General features: G+C 61.2%; 13 protein-coding genes and 1 tRNA gene. 7 read left to right on the top strand and 7 right to left on the bottom strand.

The window, feature by feature from the left end; all coding sequences use genetic code 11:
- Window positions 1–68: 68 nt before the first annotated feature.
- From lptB to G365_RS0114295, 4 genes are all read left to right on the top strand, one after another.
- Entirely contained in the window at window positions 69–824 is a 756-nt protein-coding gene (lptB, locus tag G365_RS0114310; protein ID WP_019646215.1) for an LPS export ABC transporter ATP-binding protein, read from the top strand.
- A gap of 46 nt (window positions 825–870) precedes the next feature.
- Window positions 871–2406 carry an RNA polymerase factor sigma-54 gene (gene rpoN / locus G365_RS0114305; RefSeq protein WP_026345373.1) on the top strand — a complete coding sequence of 512 codons (1536 nt, stop codon included), beginning with the start codon at window positions 871–873 and terminating at the stop codon, window positions 2404–2406.
- A gap of 254 nt (window positions 2407–2660) precedes the next feature.
- A complete protein-coding gene (gene ptsN, locus G365_RS0114300) occupies window positions 2661–3122 on the top strand; it encodes a PTS IIA-like nitrogen regulatory protein PtsN (RefSeq protein ID WP_019646213.1) in 462 nt (153 codons plus the stop codon).
- A 172-nt stretch (window positions 3123–3294) separates the two neighbouring features.
- Window positions 3295–3747: a PaaI family thioesterase gene (locus G365_RS0114295; RefSeq protein WP_019646212.1), complete on the top strand. Its 453-nt coding sequence runs from the start codon at window positions 3295–3297 to the stop codon at window positions 3745–3747.
- A 78-nt stretch (window positions 3748–3825) separates the two neighbouring features.
- Here the strand turns inward: G365_RS0114295 and G365_RS23095 are convergent, their stop codons facing one another.
- Both G365_RS23095 and G365_RS0114285 read right to left on the bottom strand, forming a co-directional pair.
- On the bottom strand, window positions 3826–6210 hold the full coding sequence (locus G365_RS23095) for a methyl-accepting chemotaxis protein (RefSeq protein ID WP_019646211.1): 2385 nt from the start codon (window positions 6208–6210) through the stop codon (window positions 3826–3828).
- 311 nt (window positions 6211–6521) lie between these two features.
- Window positions 6522–7463, bottom strand: coding sequence for a DMT family transporter (locus G365_RS0114285; protein ID WP_019646210.1), 942 nt, complete (start codon window positions 7461–7463; stop codon window positions 6522–6524).
- A 151-nt stretch (window positions 7464–7614) separates the two neighbouring features.
- Here G365_RS0114285 and gcvA point away from each other — a divergent pair, with 151 nt between their 5' ends.
- Window positions 7615–8511 carry a transcriptional regulator GcvA gene (gene gcvA, locus G365_RS0114280; RefSeq protein WP_019646209.1) on the top strand — a complete coding sequence of 299 codons (897 nt, stop codon included), beginning with the start codon at window positions 7615–7617 and terminating at the stop codon, window positions 8509–8511.
- Window positions 8512–8546: 35 nt separating this feature from the next.
- Here gcvA and G365_RS21695 read toward each other — a convergent pair whose 3' ends face one another.
- The 5 genes from G365_RS21695 to aroA all read right to left on the bottom strand — a co-directional run bounded on the left by G365_RS21695 (window position 8547) and on the right by aroA (window position 13660).
- Window positions 8547–8936: a lipopolysaccharide assembly protein LapA domain-containing protein gene (locus G365_RS21695; RefSeq protein ID WP_019646208.1), complete on the bottom strand. Its 390-nt coding sequence runs from the start codon at window positions 8934–8936 to the stop codon at window positions 8547–8549.
- A 9-nt stretch (window positions 8937–8945) separates the two neighbouring features.
- Entirely contained in the window at window positions 8946–9233 is a 288-nt protein-coding gene (ihfB, locus tag G365_RS0114270; RefSeq protein ID WP_019646207.1) for an integration host factor subunit beta, read from the bottom strand.
- A 546-nt stretch (window positions 9234–9779) separates the two neighbouring features.
- Window positions 9780–11471, bottom strand: coding sequence for a 30S ribosomal protein S1 (rpsA, locus tag G365_RS0114265; RefSeq protein ID WP_019646206.1), 1692 nt, complete (start codon window positions 11469–11471; stop codon window positions 9780–9782).
- Between the two features lie 167 nt (window positions 11472–11638).
- Window positions 11639–12301, bottom strand: a complete 663-nt coding sequence (gene cmk, locus G365_RS0114260; RefSeq protein WP_019646205.1) for a (d)CMP kinase — start codon at window positions 12299–12301, stop codon at window positions 11639–11641.
- Between the two features lie 3 nt (window positions 12302–12304).
- Window positions 12305–13660: a 3-phosphoshikimate 1-carboxyvinyltransferase gene (gene aroA, locus G365_RS0114255; RefSeq protein ID WP_019646204.1), complete on the bottom strand. Its 1356-nt coding sequence runs from the start codon at window positions 13658–13660 to the stop codon at window positions 12305–12307.
- A gap of 246 nt (window positions 13661–13906) precedes the next feature.
- On the opposite strand from aroA, the gene G365_RS0114250 reads away from it, so the two are divergent.
- The gene (locus tag G365_RS0114250; protein WP_019646203.1) at window positions 13907–14242 is read left to right on the top strand and encodes a TIGR02300 family protein; all 336 of its coding nucleotides are present in this window, start codon (window positions 13907–13909) and stop codon (window positions 14240–14242) included.
- 267 nt (window positions 14243–14509) lie between these two features.
- Window positions 14510–14585, top strand: a tRNA-Ala gene (locus G365_RS0114245).
- Window positions 14586–14603 lie beyond the last annotated feature (18 nt).

Raw genomic sequence — 14603 nt, 5'->3', positions numbered from 1 at the left:
GAGACAAAGACCGGCGCAGTTCCCTTTCCGTCGAGGGAAACGGTCAGGGTTGGGGATGAAAACGGATCGTGACCACGGGTGTCGGAACTGCCGCCGAGGAAGAAACCGGGCTGTTTATCCGCAATATCGGCAAGCGGTATAAGCGGCGTCCCGTGTTACGGGATGTTTCTCTGTATGTTCGGCGCGGCGAGGCCGTCGGGCTTCTCGGGCCGAACGGTGCCGGGAAAACCACGTGCTTTTATTGCGTGACCGGCCTGATTACCCCCGACTCCGGTATGATTGAACTGGATGGGCAGAACATAACGGCTCTGCCGATGTACCGGCGGGCGCGGCTGGGGATTGGCTATCTGCCGCAGGAAGCCTCCATTTTCCGCGGTATGTCGGTTGAAGATAACATCCGCACCATTCTTGAGGTCTGCGAAAGCGACCCGGAGCGTCGGGAAGCGATGCTCGAGGAGTTGCTGTCAGAGTTCTCTGTTTCCCATCTGCGCCGGGCCTCGGCCCTGTCGCTGTCGGGGGGGGAGCGCCGCCGTGTCGAAATCGCCCGGGCGTTGGCGTCCAGTCCGCACTTCATCCTGCTTGACGAGCCTCTGGCGGGGATTGACCCGATCGCTGTCGGCGAAATCCGTGATCTGGTCGCACATCTGAAAGACCGTGGTCTGGGTGTGCTGATCACTGACCACAATGTCCGTGAAACGCTCGATATTATCGACCGCGCCTACATCCTGTACGAAGGCACTGTGATGAAGGAAGGGACCCCCGCTGATATCGTGTCGGACGAAGGCGTGCGCCGGGTTTACCTTGGCGATCGCTTCAGTCTGTAAGCACCGCTGTCAGTGATCGCTCACAGGCAGCGGGGGGAGAACAGATATGGCACTGCAACCTAGGCTTGATTTACGGCAGGCGCAGACGCTGGTGATGACACCGCAGCTGCAGCAGGCCATTAAGCTGTTGCAGCTGTCTAATATGGAGCTGACAGCCTTCGTTGAACAGGAACTGGAACGTAACCCGATGCTGGAGCGTGATGAGCGCCCGGCTGAGAGTTTCGAGGACCGGGTCCCTGCAGAACAGCGCCGGGATGCTGAGGCAGGGGTGGTGGTTGATGCCGGGGCCGGTGGTGTGGCTGAAACCCCGCTGGATATCGACATTGATAATTCTTATGACGAAGGCAGCCCTTACGAGGGGCCATCGTATGACCCCGATACCAGTCTGGGCAGCTGGGATGGTGCCGGGTCCGGCGGGCGCAGTGATTTCGGCGGTGATGAGCGCAGCATTGACGAAACCCTGAGTCAATCGGTCAGCCTGCGGGATCATCTGGTCAGTCAGCTCGATCTGGATATCAGCGCACCGTCTGACCGGATGGTGGGTATGGCCCTGATCGATTCGCTGGACGATGCCGGTTGGCTGGCTGCGGATCTGGCGGAAATTGCCGATGGTCTGGGCACCACCATTGCGCATGTTGAGGCCGTTCTGGCCCGGGTGCAGCGGTTTGATCCCGCCGGTCTGTTTGCCCGGTCTCTGAAAGAATGCCTGGCTCTTCAGCTTGTGGACCGGAACCGGTTGGATCCGGCAATGCAGTGCATGCTTGATCATCTTGATCTGCTGGCCCGCCGCGATTATGCCGGGTTGATGCGTCTGTGCCGGGTTGATGCTGAAGATCTGCAGGACATGATCGCTGAAATCCGGGCGCTGGATCCCAAACCCGCGGTCCGATTCGGTGGCGGAGCGGCGGAGCCGGTGGTTCCCGATGTGCTGGTTCGCTCGGGGCCCGGCAATGACAGTCTGGATGGTGCGTGGATTATTGAGCTCAATCCCGACACACTGCCCCGTGTTCTGCTGAACAACCGCTATTATGCCCGGGTCAGCAAGGCTGCCTCGCGGGAAGATAAAAGCTTTATTACGGAAACGTTCCAGACAGCCAGCTGGCTGGTCAAGGCGCTGGATCAGCGGGCGAACACGATTCTAAAGGTTTCAACCGAAATTATCCGTCAGCAGAACCGCTTTCTGGAAATCGGTGTCGGTGGACTGAGGCCGCTGATCCTGCGGGATATCGCCGAGGCGGTGGATCTGCATGAAAGTACGGTCAGCCGGGTGACCAGTAACAAATATATCTCAACGCCCCGGGGGGTGTTTGAGCTGAAGTACTTCTTTACGCAGGCGATTAACGCTGCCGATGGGGGGAATGCCCACTCGGCGGAGGCTGTCCGTTACCGGATTAAAGCTTTGATTGATGCTGAAAGCCCGTCAGCGGTCCTGTCAGACGACACACTGGTCGACATCCTGCGGAAGGAGGGGATTGATATCGCCCGCCGCACGGTGGCCAAGTATCGGGAAGGGATGAAAATTCCGTCCTCGGTGCAGCGGCGGCGCGAAAAATCGGTAAAGAGTTTGCTGAAAACGCGGTAAAATTAAATCAGGTCTGACTGTATCCGGTTGACCGCTATCCCCTTCCCCCGTATGGTCCGGCCCTTTGTGACGGGGCCTGCCCGGGGTGAGCTGTGGAGAAACACCGGGCCCGCCGCTGAAAGGTGAAAACCCGCTGACAGGGTCCTTGTCTGTTTCCGGCGCTTTTTCCTGAGTAGGGAATGCGGCGCCGTATTTTTATGAATACCGGTCCCCGGAGTTCCGGTGACCAAAAAAGAAGCCAAAGAGGGCTTGGAATGGATATCACCACGCTCGTCAGCCCAGAAAATGTCATCCCGAATCTGAAAGCGACGTCGAAGAAGCAGGCTCTGCAGGAGCTGGCCCGGCACGCCTCGCAGGTTTCGGGTCTGAATGAACGGGCTGTCTTTGATGTTCTGCTGGACCGTGAACGTCTGGGGACTACCGGTGTCGGGAACGGGATTGCCATTCCTCATGGCAAGCTGGCAGCCCTGCCGCGTCTGTTCGGCATTTTTGCGCGTCTGGAGCGCCCCATTGACTTCGAGGCGATTGACGAGCAGCCGGTCGACCTGATTTTCCTGCTGATGGCTCCGGAAACGGCTGGGGCGGATCACCTGAAGGCACTGGCACGGGTGTCCCGCCTGCTGCGGGACCGGACAATGTGTGAGAAGCTGCGGGCGACCACGACAGCCGATGCCCTGTACGCTCTGCTGGCGGCAAGCGAGGCACAGGCTGCCTGAACGAAAGCGTTTCTGAAACGGTATGTGACAAACGCCGGACCGCAAGGGCCGGCGTTTTTGATGTCCTCTGCCTGTTACCGCCTGCCGGAGTCCGGGGCGTATTTTTGGGTTTGAACCTGCCGGTATTCCCACTTACCGTTAACGTAAACGGTAAGACTATAGGGAGGGTCTGATGGCTGGTTTTGACGTTTCTAATCCTGACTGGAAGACGGCTGTTGAGGCCAGTTTTGCCCGGCAGGGATTCATGTCTCTGATTGGGGCCGTTCTGGAAGAGGCTCCGGCCGGTTCCTGTCGGATCCGTTTGCCATTCCGCCCGGACCTGTGTCAGCAGCACGGATTCTTCCATGGAGGCCTGATCGGGACTCTGGCAGACAACGCCGGTGGCTTCGCCGCTGCCTCGCTGGTTGCGGCAGGGGTAGAGGTGCTGACGGTCGAGTATAAGCTGAACATCATCGCTCCCGGTGAAGGGGATGCGCTGGTGGCGGTGGGGACCGTGATCAAAAACGGTCGGAGTCTGATCATCACCCGTGTCGATGTCTTTTCTGAGCGTGCCGGGGAGCAGACTTTGTGTGCGATTGCCCAGCAGACCATCATGCCGTTGGCTGCTGTGCGGGTGGCCCGCTGACGTCTGCGCTTCCAGTTGTAAAAAACACCCCCAGCGGAAAGATCCGCCGGGGGTGATCTACACAGGAGGAGGGGGCTGTTACAGTGCCCGCATCTGGCCGAGGAAGGTCTCCACCGCGCGGTCCAGTTCTCTGGCTTCCCGTCGCAGGATTGTCGATGTCCCATGGACGGCATCGGCTGACAGGGCGGTTTCCCCGGCATCGCGGGCAACATCGGCGATATTGGCACTGACGATCCGGGTGCCGGAGGCGGCTTCCTTCACGTTTCGGCTGATTTCGCGGGTGGTTACTCCCTGTTCCTCCACCGCTGCGGCGATGGTCTGGCTGATATGGTCGATGTGACCGATGATCGAGCTGATCTCTTCTGTCACTGACACCACCAGCCCGGTCGCCTTTTGCACATCGCTGATCTGGCGGGCGATTTCATCCGTCGCTTTGGCGGTCTGGCTGGCCAGTGCCTTCACTTCGTTGGCGACCACTGCGAAGCCTTTGCCCAGCTCACCGGCGCGGGCGGCCTCGACTGTGGCATTCAGGGCCAGCAGGTTGGTCTGATTGGCGATATTGGTGATCAGCTCCACCACTTCGCCGATGTTGCGGGCGGCTGTGTTCAGGCTTTGGATCGTGCTCCGGGCCTGCCCGGCCTCTGTCACCGCCTGCTGGGTCATGGTGGCTGCCTGTGCCACGCTGTGGGCGATTTCGTCAATGGATGAGCTGAGCTGTTCACCGGCCTGCGCCACAGCGCTGACATTGCTGCCCGCTTCTTCTGCGGTGCTGGCGACCACGGCACTGCGCGACCGCATATTCTCTGCGGTTTCGGTCATCGCCGCCGCCGCCGACTGCACCTGTTCAGCCGCTTCCGTCACCGAGCTGGCGATATGGCGGACTTTGCTTTCAAATTCGTCCGCCAGCGAGACGCTGCGGGTCACATCGTACCAGTTGACCATCACCCCGATCAGGGTGCCAGCGTCAGAGCGGATGGCGTTGGCATGAAGATCAAGCATGGCCGGGCCAATGGCCAGACGTTGGCGCTGCGGGGCCTCTGTGGAGGCCGCGACCATCTCTTTCAGGGTGGTGCCGATGTCGCGGAAGGCCCCCAGAGACTGGCCGGTCAGGGCGCTGGCCGGGCAGTCCAGATGGGCTTCTAACGGGGTCAGGAACGTTTCGGCAGCGGTGTTTACATAGGCGATATCACCCTGCGAGGTGCACAGCATCACACTGCTGGGCTGGGTTTCCACCATCTGCTTCAGCCGGAAGGCGTCACTGACCGAAGAGCGGAGGCCAACCAGTGCTGCTGCCATCTGGCCGATTTCATCGCGGCTGCCCGGTGCGGGCAGGGCAATATCGGTTTCGCCCTTGGCAAGGGCAACAAGGGCCTTGGTCACGGCGACAATCGGGCGCGAAATGGTACCGGCCAGCAGCCAGGCCCCGATCAGGCCAAGAGTGATAGCGATCAGGCCGGTAATGACCCCTGCCTGCTTCATGGCGAAAATGCTGGCTTCTGCTTCTGCTCGCGGAACCTCAGTCACCATCGCCCAGGCTTCACCGCTTAAGGAGAAGCGGACCGGAACCACCTGAAACATGGTGTCGCTGAATCCGTCCGGCCACGCCAGATTCAGGCTCTGCCCGGCTTTGGCGGCTTCCAGAATGCTTGCAGGCATCTGGTCCGGGGTTGCCGGTTTGCCCAGCCGGTCGTGATCCCAATGGCTGATATAGGTCCCTGCGCTGTCGAGCAGGAAGGCCCGGCCAGATGTAAAAATACGGACCGCCTCAAGACGCTCCTGAATCTGGGACAGGGTGATATCAATGCCGACAACAACCGGAGGGCGATCCCCGAGTTTCACCGGAGCCGTCACCGAGGTCATCATGATATTGACGTAGGGGTCCACGTAGGGGGCGATGACGGCCCGCCGCCCTGACTTGGCCGGTATAGCGTAAAAGTCGCTGTCCCAGTCGTTGGTTGCGGTCGGCTCTGTAAAGGCCGCTTTGGCATCCCCATCCTTGCGGGTGTAGAAGGGGACAAAGGCGCCTTCCAGATCATAGCCGGGCTTGCTGGCATACTCCGCATCGCGGTCATCGAGGGAGCCGACGGGAGCCAGAATCCATGTTGCGAACAGGCCCGGTTCATCGGCCAGAACGCGCAGGCTGTGGTGCATGATCTGGGCCCGGTCAATGCTGCCCAGCTCCGCCTGAAAGGTGATGAAATTGGCCAGCTGAATGGCCCGTTGCATGGCGCCGTCGACAAAGGTGCTGACCCGGCTGGCTTCCTGATTGCTGGCATCCGCAACGGCCTGGGCGGCATTCTGACGCAGGGATGCCGATGCTTCGAGGACCAGTGAGACCCCGGTGGCGATGCAGGCGGTTACCATCAGAATTCCGATCAGGACCGTCAGGCGGTTCTTCAGGCCGGATTTCATACGCTCCATCCGCGGGCGGGAAACGCCTGCGTTGGTCCCAGTGTCGCTCATGGCAGCACCCCCGTTTATGCCGTCCGTCCGCGAACTTCGCAGAACGGTTCCTGTTCCTGCCTCCGGTTTCAGGTGCGTCGTTGTGATCCTGCCAAGATCTATGTCGCCTGCCCGGATAGCTTTTATGCCCGATGATGCCCGGTTCTGTCTGCTCTGTGCCGCATTGAGACTGGGGCATGCCATCTCCCAGAGTTGATAATACCCCATAGATGGGTTTCTTGGAAAGACGCAGATTTGTCATGGAACAGGACGGAAGAGGCCGGAAAGTCTGTGCGGGCCTTGTGGTGTGCGGGGGGGGGGGAGAAGCGATGTCAGCGGGCCGGAGTTTTGCGATACAGAACCAGAATGTTGCCAATCAGAACAAGTCCAAGCCCCAGTATGGCCGATGGCGCCCAGTGATACCCCTCAAAGACGGTCGAGAGAGCCAGCGCAATGATCGGATAGAGAACGGAGGCATAGGAGGCCCGGGTCGGGCCAATCCGTCCGGCCAGTGTCAGATAAGCACCAAAGGCCAGAATTGAGGCGACCAGAGCCAGATAGAGCAGGCCCCCCACATAGGCGACTGTCGGTGCAAAAGAAAACGGCGTACCGCTGATAATGGCCAGAGCCACCGTCAGTATGGCGCCATAAGTCATGGCAAAAGCATTGGTTTGCAGCACGGGCAGTCCGGCTTTCTGGTTGCGTGCGGACAGGGTCATGCTAAGGGCAACGCAAACCGTCCCGCCCAGCGACAGCAGAAGGCCGCGGGTTCCGGCGTCGGAGAGCGAAAAATGGCTGATCTCTGGCCAGAAGACAGCGCCAACCCCGATCAGGCCAAGGCAGATACCAAGGACAAGGCGGGGCTCCAGTCTTTGGCCAAGAAACAGAAGACCGAGAATCAGATTGAGCAGAATGACCGTGGAGGAGGCGACGGCCAGCAGGCCGCTGGTTAAGTATAAGGCAGCGTAATAAAAGAAAATGTAATTGAATGTGAACATCAGGGCCCCTTGGGCAGCCATCCGCAGGTGCTGGGCCCTGCTGAACCGTAAGGGCAGCCCGCGCAGCAGACACCATCCGAACAGAACGGCTGCGGCCAGACCGAAGCGGTAGGCGACAGAAGGGAGTACCTCTACCCCGGATCCGACCTGTAGCTTCAGGGCAATCCAGCTGGTGCCCCAGATGGCAACCACCCCGGCATAGAGGCCAAGGTTGCGGGAGTCTGAGACGCTGGCTGTCGGGGCAGAAGAAGACGCCGGAGAGCTGACCTGAGACATAAAACGGGTGTCCTGACCGGTATTTTGGGTCTGCAAACTATCCGGGCTTCTCAGGGCTCTGACAAACCACATATTATGGGGCAAATCATTAGGGAAACTTATGCTGGATATGGGATCTACCCATGCTGGCCTCCCATAGGGAACTGTGTCCATGGCTGATCTGCCGCCACTGAATGCCTTAAGAACCTTTGAGGTTGCTGCCCGTCATCTGTCCTTTACCCGGGCGGCAGAGGAGCTGCACATTACGCAGGCTGCCGTCAGCCAGCAGATGAAGGGGCTGGAAGAGGCGCTAGGGGTTCCGCTGTTCCGCCGTCTGAACCGTCGGCTGTGGCTGACGGACGCGGGGCAGGAATATGCCTGTAGTGTGCGGGAGGCGCTGCAGATCGTGCGGGACGCGACAGTGCGGTTGCGTCCGGAGGCCAGCCACCATGATCTGACCCTGTCGTTGCCGCCTTCGCTGGCCCATAAATGGCTGATGCCCCGGCTGGGACGGTTTATTGACCGCCATCCGGCGCTGACACTGCGTCTTCATACCACCTATGAGGTGATGCGTCTGGGGATTGGGCCGACGGCCGTGCATTGCGCCATCCGTCAGGGGCGTGGGCCCTATCCCGGTCTGTTCGCGGAGCTGCTGCTACGGGAAAATCTGACGCCGGTCTGTGCCCCGGGATTGGCGGCCCAGCTGGCTACGCCGGAGGATCTGCGCCGGGTGCCGGTCATCCGTGACGAAGGGGTATCCTGGGCTGACTGGCTTGCCGCTGCAGGTTTGCCGCAGCGGGCTATCGGGGCCGGGCCGACGTTCCTCGACAGCAGTATGGCGGTACAGGCAGCTATTGATGGCCGGGGTGTCACGCTGGGCCGCAGTGTGATGATTGCCGACGATCTGGCTGCCGGACGGCTGGTGGAGCCGTTCCGGCATTTAGGTCTGCAGACACCTTATCTGAATGCCGTCTGGTTCCTCTGCCCGCAGGGGCAGGAGGTGACACCGGCGATTCAGGCCTTGCTGGGATGGCTGAAGGAAGAGGTCAGCACGGCTGTGACGCCCTGATCCGCTCTCTGACCCCGGGCAGGATGCGGCCCCGGTCAGGAGATCATCCCCGGCAGCAGGGTTGCCTGTTCTGCCGGAAGCCGGGAGGAGGGGGTGTCTGTCCCAGATTCGGCGGATGCGGCAGTCTGCTGTTGCAGGCGCAGCCGGGCCACGTCTCGCTCCAGTTCCCGTACACGGCGGCGGGAAGCCCGTGCCCGGGCGCGCAGACCGGCGCTGCCGATCCAGCTTAGGCTGACCCCGGCAAGCAGACCGACGGCAACCCCGCCAAGAACCTGAAGATACAGGGGGAGTTGCAGGGTCCATGGCAGCGGCCACAGCCCAACATCAACCGGTTGCCGGTTTGCTACGGCAAACAGGGTGACGGCCAGGCCGAAGGGAACCCCGATCAGCCAGAACAACAGGCGGCGCAGAAGGCGGCTGATCATACCGGCGACTTATTCATCATCGGTGTTGAGCATGTCGCGCAGCTGCTTGCCGGTCTTGAAATACGGCACAGCCTTTTCAGACACATCGACGGATTCCCCGGTGCGCGGATTACGGCCAAGACGGGCCTCCCGCCGTTTGACCGAGAAAGCGCCGAAGCCGCGCAGCTCCACCCGGTCACCCCGGGCCAGTGCAGACGCGATTTCGTCAAAAATAGTCGAAACGATCCGTTCGATGTCCCGCTGATAAAGATGCGGATTGCGTTCAGCCAGACGCGCAATCAGTTCCGATTTTGTCATTCAGCGATCCCCCCTGAAGGCAGGTTACGGGGTTGCGGATAAAACAGGCCGGTCAGGATGTCTGCCAACGGGTCCCGGGGACGGGCCTGTTCTGCTAAAGCCGTATGGGGCCATGGCCTTATTTAAACCGGGCACAAGGCACCGGGGGCCATCAGGACCATCCACACAGGACAGGATATAGGTGCTCTGCCATCAGATAATCCGGTACGGACGGAGCAGAAGCCGCACGGGAGACCCAGACAGGCAGGGCAGTGTTCAGGCGGTCAGCGTGTCAGACGGGCAGCAGTCAAAAACAGACAACAGTCGCAAACAGGTCAAAACGCTTCAGCACAACTGTGTATGGGGCCCGGAGATTCAGCACAGATCCGGTGGCACCACGCTAACCCCGACACACTTAGCCCAAAGGGTGCCAAAGCAACGGCGGACCGTCAAGTATAAGTGCTTTGTTTCAAAGGTTTTTAGACAAAGAAAAGTGCCCCCCGTCAGAGACGGGGGGCACCTTCTGTCACAAACCGGCGGGAAATCCCACCGGGAAGACCGTCAGGCTTATTCGCCCTTGGCTTCCTGAGCCTGCTTCAGGGCAGCGCCGAGGATGTCGCCCAGCGAAGCACCGGAGTCGGCAGTGCCGTACTCAGCCATCGCCTGCTTTTCTTCCTCGATTTCGCGAGCCTTGATCGACAGGCCGATCTTGCGGGTCTTGCTGTCGATCGACACGACCTTGGCGTCGATCTTGTCGCCCACCGAGAAGCGTTCCGGACGCTGGTCGTTACGCTCGCGGGACAGGTCGGACTTGCGGATGAAGGAGACGGTGCCGTCGACTTCAACTTCAATGCCGTTATCCTGCACAGCGGTGACCACGGCGGTCACGACGGTGCCCTTCTTCATGCCCGAAGCGGCAGCGGCGAACGGATCGTCACCCAGCTGCTTGATACCGAGGGAGATACGTTCCTTCTCGATATCCACGTCCAGAACCTTCGCCTTGACGACGTCGCCACGGCTGTAGGCCTTGACGGCTTCTTCGGCGGATTCGGACCAGGACAGGTCGGACAGGTGCACCATGCCGTCGATGTCGCCCGGCAGACCGATGAACAGACCGAATTCGGTGATGTTCTTGATCTCGCCTTCGACTTCGGTCCCGGCCGGGAACTGTTCGGCGAAGGTTTCCCACGGGTTGCCGGCGCACTGCTTCAGGCCCAGCGAAATACGACGCTTTTCCTGATCGACGTCCAGGATCATCACTTCCACTTCCTGAGAGGTGGAGACGATCTTGCCCGGGTGGATGTTCTTCTTGGTCCAGCTCATTTCGGAGACGTGGACCAGACCTTCGACACCGGCTTCCAGCTCGACGAACGCACCGTAGTCGGTGATGTTGGTCACGCGGCCGACGAACTTGGTGCCCTGCGGGTATTTGGCGGCAACGCCATCCCACGGGTCAGCTTCCAGCTGCTTCATGCCGAGCGAGATACGCTGGGTTTCAGCATTGAAGCGGATCACCTGCACCTTGACGGTCTGACCGATGGTCAGCGCTTCGGACGGGTGGTTGACACGCTTCCAGGAGATGTCGGTGACGTGCAGCAGGCCGTCAACGCCGCCCAGATCAACGAACGCACCGTAGTCGGTGATGTTCTTGACGACGCCGTCGAGGATCATGCCTTCCTTCAGGCCGGACATCAGCTTGGCGCGTTCTTCGGCGCGGCTTTCTTCCAGCACGGCACGACGGGACACCACGATGTTGCCGCGGGCGCGGTCCATCTTCAGGATCTGGAAGGTCTGGGACTGACCCATCAGCGGGCCGATGTCACGGACCGGACGGATATCAACCTGCGAGCCCGGCAGGAACGCCACGGCACCGGACAGATCGACGGTGAAGCCGCCCTTGACGCGACCGAAGATCACGCCGTCGACGCGCTGGGCGTCGTTGAAGCTCTTTTCCAGGTCGTTCCAGGCTTCCTCGCGGCGGGCCTTGTCACGGGACAGGACGATCAGGCCGTCCTTGTCTTCATAGCGCTCGACGAACACGTCGATCTGGTCACCGGCCTTCAGCTCGGTGTTATCGCCATGACGGGAGAATTCACGGGTAGAAATACGGCCTTCGGACTTGAGGCCGACATCGACCAGGGCGAAGTCGCCATCGATACGCAGGATGGTGCCACGCACCACGCTGCCTTCAATGGTGTATTCCTGGGCAAAGGCTTCGTTGAGGAGATCCTCGAAGCTGAAATCAGCGGCGGTAACCATGAGTGTTAAATTCCTTTCAAAGTTTTCAGTCTTTCCGGCCTGCCGGTTGGATCCGGCGGTCTTCCGCCCTGTCTGGTGCGGCACAGTGTGATCGGGCCCTGCTGATCCCCGGGGGATGAGGAGGGCGTCATTCAAAGCAAACAGGCGGAAGAGTCCCGCCCGATTTTTTACCGGGGGACATCTTTCCGCTGAAGATAAGCGAGCACCGCCGCAAACGCGGCGTCGGCATCCAAGGCAGACGTATCAAGCTCAAGAGCGTCTTCTGCCGGTCGCAACGGCGCAACATCCCGCTGGGAGTCCCGCGCGTCCCGTTCCTTCATGTCCGCAAGAACAGCAGACTCTATACTCTCAATTCCTTTGGCGCGCAACTCCGCCACACGGCGGCGGGCGCGTTCTTCCACGCTGGCGGTGACGAACAGCTTGTGGGTGGCATCGGGGCAAACCACGGTGCCAATATCCCGGCCATCCAGCACCGCGCCGGGGCAGCCGCCCGGTGGCGTCGCGGCAAACTGACGCTGAAACGCCAGCAGGGCAGTCCGCACACCGGGAATGGCAGCGACCTTAGAGGCCGCCTGCCCACCCGCCTCGCTGCGCAGATCCGGGTCTTTCTGCAGGGCGAACAGTTCGTCCGGGGTCAGATCCCGCGCCGCCTGTTCCGCAGCGGCGGCATCGTGCGGGTTCTGTCCGGCCCGCAGCACTTTCAGGCCGACTGCCCGATAGATGGAGCCGGTATCGAGGTAAGCATAGCCGAAATGGTCAGCCAGTCGCCGGGCCAGCGTGCCTTTTCCGGCGGCGGCGGGCCCGTCGATGGCGATCACCGTCGAGGTCATGAATCAGCCCTCCGTCCCGTCAAACTGTGCCCCGAGCCCGGTCATCAGGGCCGAGAACCCGGGGAAGCTGGTGCCGATGGCGGATTCGTCATCAATCCCCACCGCGTTCTGCGCTGCCATGCCCAGAACCAGAAAGCTCATGCCGATCCGGTGATCAAGATTGACGGCGATCTTCTGGCCCCCTTTCGGTGCGGCCCCGGTCCCGGTGACAATCAGGTCGTCACCATCCACCCGCACGGTCACGCCGCAGGCTGCCAGACCGTTGGCCATCAGGCTGAGGCGGTCGCTTTCCTTCACCCGCAGTTCAGCCAGCCCGTTCATCCGGGTTTCGCCGGTGGCGAAGGCGGCAACCACAGACAGGATCGGGTATTCGTCGATCATGCTGGGGGCGCGGTCCGCCGGGACGGAGACACCCTTCAGCGGGCCATGCTTCACCACCAGATCGGCGACAGGCTCACCGCCCTCGGTCCGTTCGTTGGTGACGGTCAGGTCGGCCCCCATCTCCTGCAGGGTGGTGAACAGTCCGGTGCGCAGCGGGTTCATGCCAACGCCGCGGACGGTGATGTGGCTGCCCGGCACAATCAGGGCTGCAGCCACCGGGAAGGCGGCGGAAGACGGATCTGATGGCACCACGATGTGGCGTCCGGTTAGTTCCGGCTGCCCGGTCAGGGTGACGACCCGGCTGCCGTCAGCACGGTCTTCGACCCGCACGTCGGCCCCAAAGGCCCGCAGCATCAGTTCGGTATGATCCCGGGTCGGCTCCGGCTCAATCACTGTGGTTTCGCCGGGCGTATTCAGACCGGCCAGCAGGATGGCGCTTTTCACCTGCGCCGAGGCGACCGGCAGGGTGTAGCTGATCGGGACCGGGGTCTCGGTGCCGGTTACGGCCATCGGCAGACGCCCGCCGGTCCGCCCGGTGAAGGTTGCCCCCATCTGGGCCAGCGGCGTGGTGACGCGGGCCATGGGGCGGCTGCGCAGCGAAGCATCGCCGGTCAGCACCGCCGTAAACGGATGGCTGGCCAGCAGGCCCATCAGCAGGCGGGCACCGGTGCCCGCATTGCCCATATCCAGCACATCGGCGGGTTCGGTCAGGCCGCCGACCCCGCGCCCGTGCAGGACCCAGGTGCCGTCGTCGCGGCGCTCCACGGTGGCGCCAAGCTGTTTCATGGCGGCTGCGGTGCGCAGCACGTCCTCGCCTTCCAGAAGGCCCTCGACCACCGTTTCGCCAATCGCCAGCGCCCCGAACATCAGGGCGCGGTGAGAGACGGATTTGTCGCCGGGGACACGGACGTCGCCGGACAGGGGCGGGCAGGCCTTCGACCACAGGGCTTTGGCAGTGGCGGAAGCAGGATGACTCATGTGAACTTTTCCGGGGAAAAAGGGGTGAGACGTGTACTGGCTGGATACCATATCGGTGCCGACAAGGGTAGGTGCCGTTGCGGAACAACGGGCGGAAAGTGAAGGCCTTCCGCCCGCCGGATCCCCCGGATCGGGACCTGCAGGGTGAGATAACAGGCCGGATGATGATTTTTGCTTTTGACAGGCGCGGGAAACGATGGCAAATGCGCCTCTCAGGACCAAGTCACGATACTCGGAGGTTTTCGGGTGGCTAAACCGGAATGGGGAACCAAGCGCGTCTGCTCTGCCTGCGGGGCTCGCTTCTATGATCTGAACAAAGACCCGATCGTCTGCCCCAAGTGTGGTGCGGAAAACGAGAAGGACGCCGCGCCGAAGGTTCGTCGTGGCGGCAAGGGGTCCCGTAACGACGCTGCCAAGAAGACTGTTGTGGCGGCGCCGGTCGAGGACGAAGAAATTGAAGAGGACATCATCGGTGACGAGGATGAGGATGCGCTGATGGAAGACGCATCTGATCTCGGCGAGGATGATGATGATATGGCCGAGGTGATTGATCACCTCGAGCCGGGCGAGCAGGACGAGTAAATCTCTGTTCTGCCGTCCGCTCAGGCCGGATCGGTAAAAGGGCTGCTCCGTCTAGGGGTGGCCCTTTTTCTTTTCTGTGACGTCAGGTCGGTTCTGAGCCCTTGATTCCGTGGCGGAATGTCCCTGAGAGCCGCATGAATGCAGGGCGTTTGCGACGGGTGCAAAAAAAATGACATCAGAGTGCATTTTTCTCTTGTCGGATCAGGGGTAACCCCTTATAAACCCGCTCCACCGACGCAGTCACCCAGACGGCTGCTAACGAAAAACGGGGCTATAGCTCAGCTGGGAGAGCGCTACAATGGCATTGTAGAGGTCAGCGGTTCGATCCCGCTTAGCTCCACCATCAAAACCCTCGGGTAAC

The sequence above is a fragment of the Novispirillum itersonii subsp. itersonii ATCC 12639 genome (assembly GCF_000381985.1).
GTDB lineage: Bacteria > Pseudomonadota > Alphaproteobacteria > Rhodospirillales > Rhodospirillaceae > Novispirillum > Novispirillum itersonii.
Note: the sequence above shows the minus strand (reverse complement) of the source record. Positions and strands in the feature narration are given on the sequence as shown.

What these genes read in the sequence shown, in the direction of transcription:
- G365_RS0114285 (WP_019646210.1), bottom strand. Translation starts at nt 7,463, where the DNA reads ATGTCTCAGGTCAGCTCTCCGGCGTCTTCTTCTGCCCCGACAGCCAGC.
- aroA (WP_019646204.1), bottom strand. Translation starts at nt 13,660, where the DNA reads ATGAGTCATCCTGCTTCCGCCACTGCCAAAGCCCTGTGGTCGAAGGCC.
- G365_RS21695 (WP_019646208.1), bottom strand. Translation starts at nt 8,936, where the DNA reads ATGATCAGCCGCCTTCTGCGCCGCCTGTTGTTCTGGCTGATCGGGGTT.
- ihfB (WP_019646207.1), bottom strand. Translation starts at nt 9,233, where the DNA reads ATGACAAAATCGGAACTGATTGCGCGTCTGGCTGAACGCAATCCGCAT.
- rpoN (WP_026345373.1), top strand. Translation starts at nt 871, where the DNA reads ATGGCACTGCAACCTAGGCTTGATTTACGGCAGGCGCAGACGCTGGTG.
- rpsA (WP_019646206.1), bottom strand. Translation starts at nt 11,471, where the DNA reads ATGGTTACCGCCGCTGATTTCAGCTTCGAGGATCTCCTCAACGAAGCC.
- G365_RS23095 (WP_019646211.1), bottom strand. Translation starts at nt 6,210, where the DNA reads ATGAGCGACACTGGGACCAACGCAGGCGTTTCCCGCCCGCGGATGGAG.
- gcvA (WP_019646209.1), top strand. Translation starts at nt 7,615, where the DNA reads ATGGCTGATCTGCCGCCACTGAATGCCTTAAGAACCTTTGAGGTTGCT.
- G365_RS0114295 (WP_019646212.1), top strand. Translation starts at nt 3,295, where the DNA reads ATGGCTGGTTTTGACGTTTCTAATCCTGACTGGAAGACGGCTGTTGAG.
- ptsN (WP_019646213.1), top strand. Translation starts at nt 2,661, where the DNA reads ATGGATATCACCACGCTCGTCAGCCCAGAAAATGTCATCCCGAATCTG.
- cmk (WP_019646205.1), bottom strand. Translation starts at nt 12,301, where the DNA reads ATGACCTCGACGGTGATCGCCATCGACGGGCCCGCCGCCGCCGGAAAA.